Origin of the sequence: Limimaricola sp., assembly GCF_016125575.1 — a bacterium.
GTDB lineage: Bacteria > Pseudomonadota > Alphaproteobacteria > Rhodobacterales > Rhodobacteraceae > WGLM01.
Genome location: NZ_WGLM01000005.1, coordinates 1 through 14,114 on the forward strand (window position 1 = coordinate 1; position 14,114 = coordinate 14,114).

At 62.1% G+C, this 14,114-nt stretch carries 12 protein-coding genes; 7 read left to right on the forward strand and 5 right to left on the reverse strand.

Annotation, left to right across the window (positions count from 1 at the left end; genetic code table 11):
- From GC146_RS11625 to GC146_RS11635, 3 genes are all read left to right on the forward strand, one after another.
- Window positions 1–1,084: YDG domain-containing protein (locus tag GC146_RS11625; protein WP_291838562.1), on the forward strand; the 1,084-nt coding region annotated here is incomplete at its 5' end.
- Window positions 1,085–1,116: 32 nt separating this feature from the next.
- Window positions 1,117–2,802: a POTRA domain-containing protein gene (locus tag GC146_RS11630; protein WP_291838565.1), complete on the forward strand. Its 1,686-nt coding sequence runs from the start codon at window positions 1,117–1,119 to the stop codon at window positions 2,800–2,802.
- Window positions 2,803–2,832: 30 nt separating this feature from the next.
- A complete protein-coding gene (locus tag GC146_RS11635) occupies window positions 2,833–3,933 on the forward strand; it encodes a hypothetical protein (protein WP_291838568.1) in 1,101 nt (366 codons plus the stop codon).
- 141 nt (window positions 3,934–4,074) lie between these two features.
- Here GC146_RS11635 and GC146_RS11640 read toward each other — a convergent pair whose 3' ends face one another.
- The 4 genes from GC146_RS11640 to GC146_RS11655 form a co-directional block, all read right to left on the reverse strand.
- Window positions 4,075–4,854: an ATP-binding cassette domain-containing protein gene (locus GC146_RS11640; protein WP_291838571.1), complete on the reverse strand. Its 780-nt coding sequence runs from the start codon at window positions 4,852–4,854 to the stop codon at window positions 4,075–4,077.
- Window positions 4,855–4,867: 13 nt separating this feature from the next.
- A complete protein-coding gene (locus GC146_RS11645; RefSeq protein ID WP_291838575.1) occupies window positions 4,868–5,845 on the reverse strand; it encodes an ABC transporter permease in 978 nt (325 codons plus the stop codon).
- Between the two features lie 178 nt (window positions 5,846–6,023).
- A complete protein-coding gene (locus tag GC146_RS11650; protein ID WP_291838578.1) occupies window positions 6,024–7,016 on the reverse strand; it encodes a substrate-binding domain-containing protein in 993 nt (330 codons plus the stop codon).
- 104 nt (window positions 7,017–7,120) lie between these two features.
- Window positions 7,121–7,771, reverse strand: a complete 651-nt coding sequence (locus GC146_RS11655; RefSeq protein ID WP_291838581.1) for a GDSL-type esterase/lipase family protein — start codon at window positions 7,769–7,771, stop codon at window positions 7,121–7,123.
- A gap of 113 nt (window positions 7,772–7,884) precedes the next feature.
- Between GC146_RS11655 and GC146_RS11660 the strand changes: the two genes are divergently transcribed.
- The 3 genes from GC146_RS11660 to GC146_RS11670 all read left to right on the forward strand — a co-directional run bounded on the left by GC146_RS11660 (window position 7,885) and on the right by GC146_RS11670 (window position 11,000).
- Window positions 7,885–8,508 (forward strand): GntR family transcriptional regulator, encoded by a 624-nt coding sequence (locus tag GC146_RS11660; protein WP_291838583.1) that lies wholly within the window; start codon window positions 7,885–7,887, stop codon window positions 8,506–8,508.
- 302 nt (window positions 8,509–8,810) lie between these two features.
- Window positions 8,811–10,316, forward strand: a complete 1,506-nt coding sequence (locus tag GC146_RS11665; RefSeq protein WP_291838586.1) for an AMP-binding protein — start codon at window positions 8,811–8,813, stop codon at window positions 10,314–10,316.
- A gap of 84 nt (window positions 10,317–10,400) precedes the next feature.
- Complete coding sequence (locus GC146_RS11670; RefSeq protein ID WP_291838589.1) at window positions 10,401–11,000, forward strand: outer membrane beta-barrel protein; 600 nt, start codon at window positions 10,401–10,403, stop codon at window positions 10,998–11,000.
- Window positions 11,001–11,074: 74 nt separating this feature from the next.
- On the opposite strand, the gene GC146_RS11675 is transcribed toward GC146_RS11670, so the two are convergent.
- Window positions 11,075–12,541, reverse strand: coding sequence for a class I adenylate-forming enzyme family protein (locus GC146_RS11675; protein ID WP_291838592.1), 1,467 nt, complete (start codon window positions 12,539–12,541; stop codon window positions 11,075–11,077).
- A 105-nt stretch (window positions 12,542–12,646) separates the two neighbouring features.
- Between GC146_RS11675 and GC146_RS11680 the strand changes: the two genes are divergently transcribed.
- Complete coding sequence (locus GC146_RS11680; protein ID WP_291838594.1) at window positions 12,647–14,104, forward strand: class I adenylate-forming enzyme family protein; 1,458 nt, start codon at window positions 12,647–12,649, stop codon at window positions 14,102–14,104.
- Window positions 14,105–14,114: the final 10 nt, after the last annotated feature.

A 14,114-nucleotide genomic window follows, 5' to 3' on the forward strand; every position in this document is an offset into this window, starting at 1 on the left:
CGGCAGCTACACGGGCATCGAGAGTGTCTCGGCCCTGACCGGGGCAGATGCCGGTAACTACAGCATCGGCACGATCTCGGGCGATTACGAGGTCGCGAAGCTGGCGCTGACCGGGTCCATCGCGACGGGGTCGTCGACCTATGGCGAGACGCTGGCGCCGGGGGCGGTGAGCTTTGCCAACCTCGTCTCGGGCGACACGGTCGATGGTACGGTGGCCGTGGACACGACGGGGAACCTGTCGGGGAGCAGCAACCTCAAGGCCGGCAGCTACACGGGCATCGAGAGTGTCTCGGCCCTGACCGGGGCGGATGCCGGTAACTACAGCATCGGCACGATCTCGGGCGACTACGATGTCGCCAAGCTTTCGCTGACCGGGACCATCGCGACGGGGTCGTCGACTTACGGCGAGACGCTGGTGCCGGGGGCGGTGAGCTTCACCAACGTCGTCTCGGGCGACACGGTCGATGGCACGGTGGACGTCGACACGACGGGGAACGAAAGCCCGGGTGGGCATCTGCACGCGGGCAGCTACACCGGCATCGAGAACGTGTCGGGCCTGTCGGGTGGGGATGCAGGCAACTACCGCGTCGGCAGCGTTGCGGGTGATTACGACGTGTCGCAGCGCGCGCTTGACGTCAGCATCACCGGGACGCCGACCAAGACCTTCGACCAGACCAGTGCGGCAACGCTGGTGCCGGATGACTTCACCCTTGGCAATCTCGCCTCGGGGGATGTCCTGACGGTGACGCAGACGGCCGGCACCTACGCGCAGATCACAGTTGGCACCGGGATCGTCGTCACGGCGACGCTGGGGGCGTCCGATTTCAGCGGCGTTGGCGGCACCGATCCGGCCGATTACCTGCTGCCGGGCAGCGCCACTGGCTTTGGCACCATCCTGCCGCAACCGTCCAATTCGCAAACTGGTCAGGCCGGAATAAATGCGCTGACTGGCCTGCCGCAGGATCCGCAGACCAACGGTTTGACAGGGCCGGGCGGGCCGGCGGATGCCGCGCTGAACATTTTGTGCGGCGGGGTGAGCGGGACGCCCGGATCGGCCTCTTGCCCGGCGGATCAGGGACAATGACGGGGGGCGTGGCACCCCTGCGGGACAGGCGAATGAGCGACACGAAAACAAGCGTGAGACCGGGCCGCCGGGTTGCCGAGCAGGCGGCGCTGGCAGGATGGATAATGCTGATGGCGGGAGGGGCCGTGGCGCAGACGGCCCCGTCACCGGGCGCGGTGCTGCAACAGACGGCCCCCGTTACGTCGACGCCCAGCGTGCCGGGTACTGTCTTCAGCCTGCCAGCCCCCGCTGCGCAGGCAAGGGACAACAGCGTGCAGATCCCGGTTTCGCATCTCGTCATCGACGGTGCGACGCTGCTTTCGCCAGAAAGCCTGCACACAGCTGTTGCCTCTGCCGAAGGGCAGAGCCTGACACTCGATCAGCTCAATGCGCTGGTGAGCCGAATTGGCGAGGCCTATCATGCCGCGGGATATCCGGTGGCCTTCGCCTACCTGCCTGCGCAGACGGTTGCGAACGGGGTTATCCATATCGCGGTGGTCGAGCCGCGTTACGATCGTGTGACGGCGACAGGTACCTCACGCCTTGATGCGGCGCGGACGGTCGGGACGATGGGCGTCAAGGTCGGCGATCCGGTGGCGCAGGCCCCGCTTGAACGTGGGCTTTTGCTGTTGCAGGAGACGCCGGGTGTTCAGGTCCGCGGCGTGCTTGTCGCAGGCGGCAGCCCCGGCACCAGCGCACTGGAGCTGGAACGAACCGATCTGCCGGTTCTGAGCGGCATGGTCTCGCTCGACAATCATGGCAACCGCTATACCGGCAAGGTTCTCGGCCGGATCGACGTTGCCGCGAACGATCCCTTCGGGCAGGGCAGCAGTCTGGGTGCCAACGCCCTGTCTTCGACGACCGGCGGCATGACGGCGGCCGGGCTGCGGGCGAGTTCGCCTGATCTTGGCAACGGGCTGCGCCTTGGTGCCTATGCCAGCGCGACGCACTATACGCTTGGCGAAGACTTCGCCAATCTTGACGAAAGCGGAACCTCCACGCAGGCGGGCCTGAGCCTCAGCTACCCGTTGGTGCTGCAGACCGGCAAGCGGCTGGACCTGCGGTTTGACCTGTCGCGCAACCGCTCGACCCAAACCGTCGGCGCGACCGATACCTGGAGCCGGCAGAACATCACGCTGGGGCAGATCACGTTGAGTGGCGCGGCCAGTGGTCAGGGCGGTGCTGTGACTTCGGGCCGCGTGGCGCTCAGTTTTGGTGATCTGGCGATTTCGCCCGATGCGGCGCTGACCGCGGATGCCGCCGGGCTGAACACGGCCGGGCGGTTCCAAACCTTGCGCTTCCTGCTGTCACGGACCCAGCCACTGGGCACGGCGCTGACCTTCTCTGCCGATCTGAGCGGCCAGATCGCAACGCGCAATCTCGACAGTTCGCAGAAATTCTACCTTGGTGGGCCGGATGCGGTGATGAGCGTGGCGGTCGGCGATGGCGGCGGGGATGCCGGGGCGCTGTTGCGGTTGCGGCTGGAGCGCGCGTTTGCCCATCCCGGCACCGGAACGCTGTCGGGAGCCTTGATTGCGCAAGCGGGTGAGGTCTGGGTCGATCATACGCCGGCCTCGGGGTCAACCGACCCCAACCGCCAGTCTGCTGGCGCCGTTGGCGTGGCACTGGACTACGCGCAGGGGCCGTGGCAGTTCAACGCAGCGGTTGTCGCGGCGGTGGGTGCCCAGAACCTCGACGCCGGAACCCAGCTGTGGCTGGGTGCACAGATGACGTTCTAGCCGCCCAGCAGGGGCAACGGGGGGCCGCGCGTGGTCGCGTTCAACATTTCTCTGCGTTTCCAGCCGTCAGGCTGGTTCCTTGGCATCATCGCCGAACTGAACGAGCGGTTCTCGGACTGGACCGACGGTTCCTACGATTGGGCCGCGCAAACCACCGATTTCTTGCATAACCCGGTGGAACTGCCGCAATTCGACGAAACCCTATTCGAGACGCCGCTAAGCAAGCGGGCCGTCAACGACGTGCTGCACCTTGCCGTGGCCATCCTGTCCGGCGACTTCATGCTGGTCCGCAATTACATCCAGCATATCCGTTTTGCTTTCGTCATCGGTTACCCGCGATCGGGCGGCAGTTACCTGACCAAGGAATTGCTGCGCAGCATCGGTCTGGATCATACCCGCGTGTCCGAGGCGCTGGCGCATGACGGTTTTCCCGAACTGCGCGAGATCTGGTACGACATTGAAGGCGACAGGCCCTATTACCACCTGCAGGCCGCGATGTTTCAGGTGGCGGAGTTCCTCGTCGTCTCGAACCTCTATTACCAGCTCAAGACGCCGCGCCATGCCTCGGGCCTGTGGTTCTCGCCGAAGAAATTCCACAAAATCATCAACTGGGGCGGCAGCTTCAAGATGTTGTTGGGGCAGGGTCGGGCGGACTATTTTGTCACGCTGCGGCACCCGCTGCCCACCGCAATCTCGGTGGCGGAAAAAAGCGGCGGTATGCCGGCAGACCACATGTTTCCCGCCATGCAGCCGCGCAGCGCGATTGAACGCTGGGTCCTTAATGACCTGATGCTTCTGGGTTGGACGATGCCCGAGATCACGCAGTTGAGCTATTTCGACGCCATTTGCGCAAGCTGGAGCAGTTTTTACGGCCGGATGGCAACCTCGGGTTTATTCCTCGGCGATCGCTCCGAGATCCGGCTGGTGCCCTATGGCAAGGACAGCCTCGAAGGCGTCGTGCGAGATTTCCGTGTGCGCCTCGACAACACGGACGCGCCCGAACCGGTGATGATTCACACCAAGGCCGCCGAATACCCGATGTGGCAGGAGAAGGGTGACCAAGCCGTCGCCGCGATGGCCGGCCATTGGCGTGCGCTTGGTCTGCCCTTTCCTGACCTCGGGCAGGATTGAAACGGCACGGCCTAACTGGGGGCGGTCACGGTGATCCCGACCCGCAAATCACGTAGACGCCGAAGAAGAAACTCCGGCGCAAATGACGGCATCCATGCGACTTGTGGTCAGCAGCAAACCAACGCCCAGTGAGTGTTGATCCTAACTGGCCTCAAGCTCTGCCTGAAGGGCCTCTATCTCTTCTCCGCCCGCCATGAGGTTCAATACCTCCAGTTTGCTCTTTTCACCCCGTGAGAAGGTTGCCGCGATCTCACCCTGAATAAGGACTGCAAAACTGTCGCCAACCGTTAGGGCGTGATGGGCATTGTGCGTTATGAGGATTACCGATGTTCCCCGCTCGCTCACCTGCTTGATCAGGCGAAGCACGGTGCTGGCTTCCTTGACGCCGAGTGCCGATGTCGGTTCGTCCAGAATGAGCACGCGAGCGCCAAAGTAGACGGCCCTTGCGATCGCCAGCGCCTGCCTTTCACCACCGGAGAGGGTGCCAACCAGTTGGCCGGCATCCATGACGCGGCGGATGCCCAGTTTCTGAAGTTCCTCAAGGGCGACCCGGTTGGCCAGTTCGGTATCCAGCCGACGAAATGGCCACCTGCCAAGCGTCGGCTCTGCACCAAGGAAGAAGTTTCTTGCGACACTGATGAGGGGCACCGTCCCGCCGTATTGATGCACCGTTGCAATGCCGCGTGATCTGGCGTCTCCAGGGTTCTGCAGGTGAGCCACCTCACCATCGATAAGCAGTTCTCCCGACGATTGCCGGAAGACACCCGAAAGGATCTTGATAAGGGTGGATTTGCCTGCGCCATTGTCACCCAACAGGCAGAGAACCTCGCCGGTCTTCACCTGAATGGAAACGTTCTGCAGGGCAGGGATGCCAGCGAAATACTTCGAGATTCCCTTTGCCTCGATGACGGTTTTGTTCACCCGAAAACTCCCTTCAGCCCCGTAGCGCAAGCTTCTGAAACAGGTTGTTGGCCAGCACGGCGATCAGAAGCAGGATCCCGAGCAGAAGCTGCGCCCAGTCGGCGTTCCAGCCCGTGTAGTAGATCCCAAGGCTCACGATCCCGTAGGTCATCGTCCCGAGCGTGACGCCGAACGCCGACCCATAGCCGCCTTGGAGAAACACACCGCCGATGACCGACGCGATGATGCTGTTGAAGACATAGACCTGGCCCCGGGTCGCTTCACCGCCGTTGAACTCCAGCGTCTGGATGATTCCGACGAGGACAGCCCCCAGTGCTGTCGCGACGAAAAGGCTTATCTTGACCCGGTCGGTCGGCACGCCGGCCTCTCGCGCGGCGTTCTTTTCGCCGCCGGTGGCCAGCACCCAGTTACCAGCCCGCGTGCGCGATAGCACCCACCAGGCAACGGCAGATATCGCCAGCCACCAGGCAATCGAGATGTTGGCGTTGCCCAAATGGGACGCGAAAACCTGCTTGATGTAACCATCGACCCGGAGTGAAACGTTTGGCGTTCCGGCCAACATCCGTGACAGCCCGAGCGCCGCTCCCGAGAGTGAGAGCAGGCTGACCAAGGTCACGATGAACGATGGCAGGCGGGTTCGGGTGGTCACGATACCGTTGAACAGGCCAACACCAACACCCATCAGCAGCGCCGCCAGTATCATGATCTCGATCGGCACATGGTAGGTGCTATGCCCGATCGCGAGGAGGATCGACGTCGCGCCGATGACCGAACCGATTGAGAGGTCGAATTCTCCGGCGATCATCAGCATGGCGACGGGGATGGCCACGATGCCCAGTTCAGATGCGGTGTTCAACCAGCCGGCGGTGCCAGCAACCGTGACGAATCCGTTGCCATGAGTTGCAATGGCAAAGAACAGGTAGACCGTTATGACGCCGATGAGGGCTCCGAACTCTGGTCTGCGCGATAGTCTTGTGAGTCTGCTCAGCATTTAGTCGTCATTGCCTTCGTTGGATGGGATACGGGTTGGTCTAGCGGTCAGGAAATCCTTGCCGGCCGAGGACTGCGCGCGCTCGACCGGGATTGTACTTCGCCATCCCATGGTCCGTTTTTTGGGTGCATTGGGCCACTCCAAAAGTTGGCGCGGCCCAATGACCCATTCTTCAAGCTCAGCCGGCGCCCCGCACCCCGAGCTTTTGCGCTTCCAGCACGGCATCGACGTTGGTCTTGTCGATCACCATTGGACCTGTCTTGATCATGCCGATCGGCTGAAGCCCGTATTTGAGCCTCTGGGCCGCGATCAACACGCCATAGTAGCCCTGCAGATACGGTTGCTGGTCGATGTCGAACAGCAGATCGCCCGATTTCACCGCGTTGAGGGTGTTCGTCGAAATGTCCGTGGTTCCGACCTGCACATTGCCGCCAAGACCGGCCGAGGCGACGGCCTGCATGGCCTGCTCGGCGATGCCCGATCCGAGCGTGAACACGCCATCAATCGTGGAGTCAGCTGTCAAGGTGCCCATGATGGCCTGTTTGACCTGCTGAGGGTTGCCCGAGTCGGAGTAGGGCAGGTTGAAAGCAGTTCCCTTCGCGCCCGCCTCGGTCATCGCAGCGACCATGCCATCACATCGCGCTTGGGTGCCGGGGTTGCCGGGGACGTGATTGACGCAAACCGCGTTCTTCACGCCGGCAGCAAGGAAGGCACGGGCGGCTTCACGGCCGGCGAGGGCTTCGTCCTGTCCGACGAACGCGATGGCACCGTCGTCCTCCCACGAGTCGGCTCCGGTGTTCACGATGACGACCACGATGCCGGCAGCAACTGCCGCCTTGATCCCGGGGTCCTCGGCATCAGGGATGAAGTCGCCGATGACCATCGCGTCGGGCTTTCTCGTGATGCCGACCTCGATCAGCTTGGCGAGGTCCTGAGAGAGGTTGTCGAAGCCGTTTGGTGCGGTGAATTCGAATCTGACCCCCTCTGCGGCGGCGGCATCATCCCCGCCGCGCTTGAAGGTGCTGAAGAACGGGTCGGAAAGCGGCCCGCCGACCTCCAGAATAAAGGGCTGATCGGCCCATGCGCCGGTTGCTGAAAGTGCCGCGAGCGCACCACCCAGCAGGGCAGCGCGAAGGGTATGCCCTGACCACGTCCTGTTTGATCTCATCATGTAATTCTCCTCCCCTGTGGGGCGAGTGGAGCCCCGGTTTCCAGAAGGTGATTCCTCCATCACCGTCTGCCTCAAAGATAATACGTATTATCTTAAGTTCGCAACTAGATTGTGCTGGCCATCCTCAGAATGGCAGCTGCCTCCACCGCCAGGGCTCGTCCGAGAGTTTCGTGCGCGGCGGCATCGATGTGCACGCCATCGGCGCCGACCTGGATGACGGAGTTGGAATCGAAGTGGAAGCAGCCCGTTCGTTCGGCAACCTGGGCGATGTAGTAGGCGTGATCTTCCGCTCGCTTGTGCGCCCCGTCCCATATTGCAGGCTCCGCCGCCGCCGTGATCGTCGGCGGCGTCACAATCAGGATTTCCGGCCCCTTAGCCACCAAGGCAAAGTGCCCCTTAATGGCTTGAATCAAAGTCAATATTCCACGTGCCGATGTGAACGAGCTGTTCCCGAACTGCTCTTTGAAGTCGTTCGTTCCCAGCAGGATGATGATAAGATCCATCGGGGCATGGCTTTCAAGCGCCGTGACGATCCCGTGAGTCCCGTTCTTGTGCTGGCCTTCGATGGGGTCATCAAACGCCGTGGTTCGTCCGGGCAGGCCTTCCTCGACAACCCAAGTCGGCTTGGGCATGGCCTTGGCCATGGTATTCGGCCAGCGCCGGTGATGTGGAATCCGATCGGGGGCCTGCGCCATCGAGGCGTAGGGTGGGCACCCCCATGTGTTGGAGTCGCCGTAGCAAAGGATTGTCGTCATTTTGACCTGCGCTGCATGGTTTGAGGTGAGAATGCACCTCAATGGTAGGATGAATAAAGGAACCTCGCAAGCTCAGACTTGAAAGATATGATATTTTGGACTACCCGAGGCTCATGACCGTTTATCGCCGCCCAGATCCGATTCCGCGCCCCTCAAGTCGTCCTCAGGTTGTCGAAGACTGGGCCGTGTCGACACGTAACGCCGTCGGCCCCACGGAGGGGGGCTCCAACCTGACGCGCAACCTGTTTCTTTTCGTTCTGCGCGACGGGTTGACCGAGGGGGCGGGCTTTCCTGTCGAGGCTGACTTGTGCAAGCAATTCGAGGTCAGCCGGACTGCCCTGCGTGAAGCAATCAAGCGTCTTGAAGCGAAGGGCGTGCTTGTCGTGAAGCGGCGATCTGGAACTGTGGTGGCCGCCCGGTCCAATTGGGCGTTGCTGGATCCGGATCTCCTGCGTTGGCAGGTTGAAGCTGGCCATCGCGAGGTGTCAGCCGATCTTTGGGGCGCGCTTGGCCACCTGATGCCGAATCTCGCCAAGGCCGATACCGTCGACAGCCAGCTCAAGGCCTTGGAGGTAGAAGTCCGGCTCATGCGAAATCCGCTGCTGGCCTCGATTGCCGGACGTATTGTCGCGCATTTCCATGCTGAAGGCCGTCCGTGGCTGGAGATGCAATTGGCATCGCGGCAAGACATTGATCGATCGAGTGAGCCGCCTCATCTCGGGAAGGCGACAGTTTAGGCCGGTTGGTGTAACTCTGACTGCTGCACCTGATCCCTTGCAGTAAGGCTGTAACCGGGGCTGATATCCAAGATCGGCTACGGGCGGGGCAGAGGCAGGTTGGCGTCCACCCTCGTTGGGCGTCTCTCACTTGAAAAGGCCGGGACGGCCTTGAGATCATTCACTCACAACGACGTTTCTCAAATCATTGCGCTGAGCGCCAACGCATCCGATCTGCGGTGCCGGGGGTAGACCTGACCCGGTCTGAACATTACGCCTTGGAATGCCGGCCGTCGGGCAAGACTGCGGTGTCGGGGGGAAGCTTGGAACAGGATTTCAACGTCGGGGGCGCCTACCTGAAGAGTGCCTCACAGCGCCCGAGCGAACCGGCCATTCTTGTCGAAGACGGTGCGATCAGCCATGGCGAGCTTGCTTCGGCCAGTATTAGTATGGCACGGCACATGCGCCGTCTTGGCGTCGGGTGGAACAGCACGGTCGCATTGCGCTCGGACGATCTGGTCGTGGTGTTGGCCGGTCTGTTTGCCACGGCTCTTCTTGGCGCCCGCTGGATTAATGGTGATGCCAACACTGACCTGATGCGCCGCGCGGGTGTAACGCTCGCCCTCGATACCGATCCGGACCCGGCAACACAGCTAAGTGGCTCAGTCTTGGTTGATGCGCGATGGGGCCAGCCGCCAAAGGGTGCCCAGACGACTGAGCCGCCTGTTTTTCCCGGTTATGGCAGCCCAGACGATATCTGGATGATTGGCAAGACATCAGGGACGACGGGAACGCCCAAACTTGTGGGGCTGAGCCCTCGGGTGGTCAGTTTGCGCAATCAGGAGAACTTTCGCAGGTTCGCCCGTCCCGGTGTGCGCATCGCTGGTTTGTTTCCCTTTGGCACAGGTCCGTTCCTGTCACGGGCAATCAGTTGTCTTGTCGCCGGTGGGCAGATTGTGACCAGCATCGATCCGGATCGGTGGGTGGCGCAAAAGGTCGATCTGGTGTTCGGTTCGCCCCGCCAGATCGAGGCGGTGCTGGGCGCGCGCGTCTTGCCGGACCGTCTGCCCTTGGTGCAGTTGTCGGGCGGCACCGCGCCGGAAAGCCAGGTGCGCCACCTTCTGCGGTCGTTTGAAGTGGTGGCAAACGGCTATGGCTCGACCGAGGGATTCAACTGCCTCGCGGTCAACCACACGTTGGCCGAAGATGGTACGATCCGGCGGCAGACGGTCGTCAATAACGCGCTGGTGCAGATTGTGGATGGCGAGGACCGGCCACTTCCCGTGGGGGCAGAAGGCATCGTGCGTATCAGCAATGCGCATCTTGCCAGCGGCTACATTGACGCCCCGGCGGCCAGCGCTGCGGCCTTTCGCGACGGTTGGTTTTATCCGGGCGATCTCGGCCGCTGGACCGAGCATGGCGACTTCGAAGTGACGGGTCGCGTCAATGACCAGTTCAATCTGGGCGGCGTGAAGCTGAACGCGGTGCTGCTGGACCACACGATGCAGTCAGTCGCGGGGATAGAGGATGCGATCTGCTTTATGCTGCCACGCGAAGGACAGCCGGACAGGCTAAGTGCGATGGTAGCGATTTCACCCGAATATGCGGCACCCGACGTGCTGGGTGAGGTGCGGATTGCGCTCATGCGGCTGGCCGGAAAGCCGGCCGTTCCAGAGCGTTTTTTGCAGGTTGACCGACCACCCAGGACCCCGACGGGAAAACCCGACCGGCAGGCTTGCGTTGCCATGGTTCAGGCCGCCCGTGCCCGGCGCCGCGAAACTGTGGCCCTTGGGTTCCACCCCGGAAGGACCACCGACTGGACTACCTGATTGTCGTTGGACGGACAATTCGTGCCGTGTTAAACGAAAGTTGTAATTGCTGACGACTGCCAAAAGTTTCGAGGAGGCGCTGTTATGTCGGAAAATATCGTGAAGGACATGATGTACTTCGGGACCGCCGCGTTGTCGGTCGGTGGCCTGATGTCGGCGGCAGATCAGGTGCAGGCGCAAACCTGGACTGGTCCCTATGCCGGGTTGTCCTTCGGTGCGCCGTCAGGCACTGCCGACTTTAAATACGGGGGGACCTATGCCTATACCGGCATGCCTGGCGGAGCTTTTGCTGGCTACAACATGGCCATGGGCGACTGGGTATTTGGTGGTGAGGTCGCTTATACGAACGGGTTCAAGACCGACACATCCGCTTATGGTGAATTCGCGGTTTCCGATCTGCTAGACCTGCGGGCGCGTGCCGGCCGGGTTTTTGGCAGTACCTTTGTCTATGGCGCGCTCGGCGCATCGTTTGGGCAGGCAAGCTACGTTGACAGCTCATACTCGGCGAGCGGGTCGATCCACGGCACCAATGTCGGCGTTGGTTTTGAAATGGGCCTTGGTGATCGCGCGACGTTTGGTTTCGATGTGACCCGGCGGATGATGAAGTATAACTCCGACATCTCCTCCCTTGTGACGCCCGGCGACCTTACGACCGTCTCTGTCCGTGTCGGGATGCGGTTCTGACCATCTGGCATACGTCTGGGACGAAAGCATCGGCCGGGGGATCTCCCCGGCCGTTTTCGTCATACTAGGCAAGGTCAGGGTTCCGGGGTCACGATCTGAGCCCGCAGCGCCTCGGTATCGACCTTGCCGGATGCGGTGAGGGGCAACTGGTCCACTTGCACCATGCGCGTGATCACCAGACCCGGAAACAGCGGTGCAAGGACGGCTTGTGCAGTATCTGCGGCGATCGTGCCGGCGCGCGCGCAGACCAGAACCAGCCGCTCCAGCCCATGCGCATCGGTTTCGATGAGCAGCGCAAAACGCGCCTTAGGATGTGCCGCGCCAAGTCGCGCGGCGATGTTCTCAAGCGAAAACTTGTTGCCGCTGAAATTCACGATGTTCTTGATCCGGCCAATGTAGTGATAGCCATCGTTATCCCGGCGCAGGATGTCGCCGGGAAAAAAGACGTCGCCGCGCAGACCGCTGTCGTCTCCATCACCCGCCGCACCGAAATAGCGGCGTAGCATCGCGGGGTCCGTCATCCGAAAGCCCGCAATCCCTTCGGTCGCGTCCGGAAGTAGAACGAAGTCGGGATCGTAGAACCCGATTTCGAGGTCCTGCCGCACAGGGTGGCCGAGAAAGCCACTGGGTGCGGGGTTTGCGGGGTCATGGACATAGGCCAGCATCGTCCCGATCTCGGCCGCGCCGTAGCTGACGTGAATGCGGGCCGGACAGATCCGCTCGAAGGCCGCAAGCAGGTGCCCGGCTGCCAGCGCCCCTCCAACACGAATGTCGCGAAGCGAGGTCAGGAACTGTGACGCGTTTGGCATGGTCAGGATCTGCGCCAGTACAGATGGTGTCGTCGAGAGGGCATCAACCCGGTAAAGGTCGACGTAAGGCAGTATCTTGTCGCGCTCGTCGCCCAGCATCATCACGCTGCCCCCCGACAGCAGGACCGACAACCCCGCGCTGATGGCCCGGCTGGTATTGGGCAAGAGCGTGGTGGCAAACCGGCGCCCGCGCATCGAGGTTTCCACAAAGCCCGCGCTGCTTGCGACGGTCCTCAGTCGCTCGGCCTCTGTGCTCAGAACAAACTTCGGTGTGCCGGTCGAACCGGAGGTCTGCGTGATGAAGACGCCGCCCTTGCCCGCCTTGTGTGTGGTGTAATCGGGCCGTGGCAGTGTGCCCAGAGTCTGGAACATCTCGGGCCCGATGACGATCTGCCGGTCCGGGTTGGCAAGGTCGGTTGGTTGCAGAACGATGGCGCGGTCAAAATCAAGTCCGACTGCCAGCGCCACGCGCAGGCTGCTATAGGCGACGCTGAACCCGCGCAGGCTGAGCAGCAGGGCGAAGGCAGTGCAAAGCTCTGCCCGTGAGGTATCAAGGATCAGTGTCTGACCCGGTTTGACGCCACGCGAGGACAACTCGACATCAAGCAGATGAACCAGATCGATGATGTCGCCATATGACATCTGGCTTTGGGCGGTGATCAGGGCAATCTGTTCGGGCCGATCGGCGGCGATCCGGGCGAATGTTGCGATCAGGCTGGCGTCGGCTTGCATGGACAGGTGGTTCCTTGGCCGGGGCCCGTCCCGTTGCAATGGACGGGTTCACTTCATTGTAGAGGGGTTCTAGCATGCCCTGATGTCAGACCAACAGGCTTGCACGTGACCGAGCATTTTTCAGCAGTGGTCGAGGCGCGGTGCCGGCAATTCGCTGACCGGGTTGCCGTGCATGACGTGACCGCCGAGGCGATTTCTTATCGCAGTCTGTTCGCCGCGGTGCTGTCATTTGCTGCAAGCGCGCAGGATGCCGGCGTAAAGGCCGGAGATCTGGTGGCGATCGATATGGCAGACGCGACGGCAGGCAATATCCTTCGGTTGGCGCTGTTGCGTCTCGGCGCTACGTTGATCAACGGACGCCGAAGTGCGATCGCGAGCAAGTTCGGGCTGGAGCCTGCATGGGGATTTCAAGATGCGCCGCCAGAGGCCATCTATGATGCGCGCGATGTAACGGTCGAACCCGGCTGGATTAGGCCGCCGGCCCGGCCAATCCCGATCTCCGGTGCCGGTGCGCTGGTTTCCAGCAGTTCAGGAACAACCGGGCTGCCGAAACTGCGCCTGATGACGGGGGCCACCCTGTTGGCGAGGCTCACGCGGGCCGATGATCGACGCGGTGCGCCGGCGGGGCCCAGCCTGATCGGCTATCGCCCCGCTTCATCGCCCGGGTTCAATCATTTTCTACGTTGCCTGTTGGCGGGGGTCGCAGCAGTGCCGACCCGCGCGACACCCGCTGAAAGCCTGCGCGACATTCGCGCATTGGGCGTTACGGATGCATATCTTTCGCCATTCAATTTCAACCAGTTGCTGGCCGCAGTTGAGGCTGACCAAGGCCCACTGCCATTGCAACGGATCGTGGTTGGTGGGGGCGCGCTGGATCCCAAGACGGCAGCGCGCGCTGAGGCACTGGTGGGATGCGCGGTGTTCAACACCTATGGAAGCAGCGAGACGAGCGGAATTGCCCGGTTTCAAGTGACACGGTCGCCAGATCAGTCTGGCGTGGTCGGTCGGGTCGCCGATGACATGGAAGTGAAGTTTGTGCAGGCAACGGGCATGCCGGCCGATCCGCGGACCGGAGGCGAGATCATGATCCGCGTCCCGCCTGAAATTCAGGTTCTGAACTTTCCCGGCGGAAGCCCGGTTTGCGATGAAGATGGCTGGGTTGCGACGGGGGATATCGGTCAGTTGCTTGCCGACGGCAGGCTGAGGTTGACCGGGCGCAAGTCCGAGCTTCTCAACATTGGCGGATCCAAACACGCGCCATCATTTTTTGAGGACCTGGCGATGGATCAGCAGGGCATACGCCGGGCCGTCGCCTTTGCCGTCCCGGCAGGTGGCGGGACAGAGCATGTCGGACTGGCAGTGGAGGTGGGTGCGGGATTTGACCTGCGCGCTTTTGGCTTGCGGATGCAGCATCTGCTGGGGCCGACCTATCCGTTGCAGATCGGTGTGGTAGATGACTTTGCGACCACCCCGGCGGGCAAAGTTGACCGGCGGCGGCTTGGCGACATCTTCGCGGCAGCTCACCGGGAGCGCGAAAACAACATACTGCAGAAGACCGACTGACCGAGGGAGG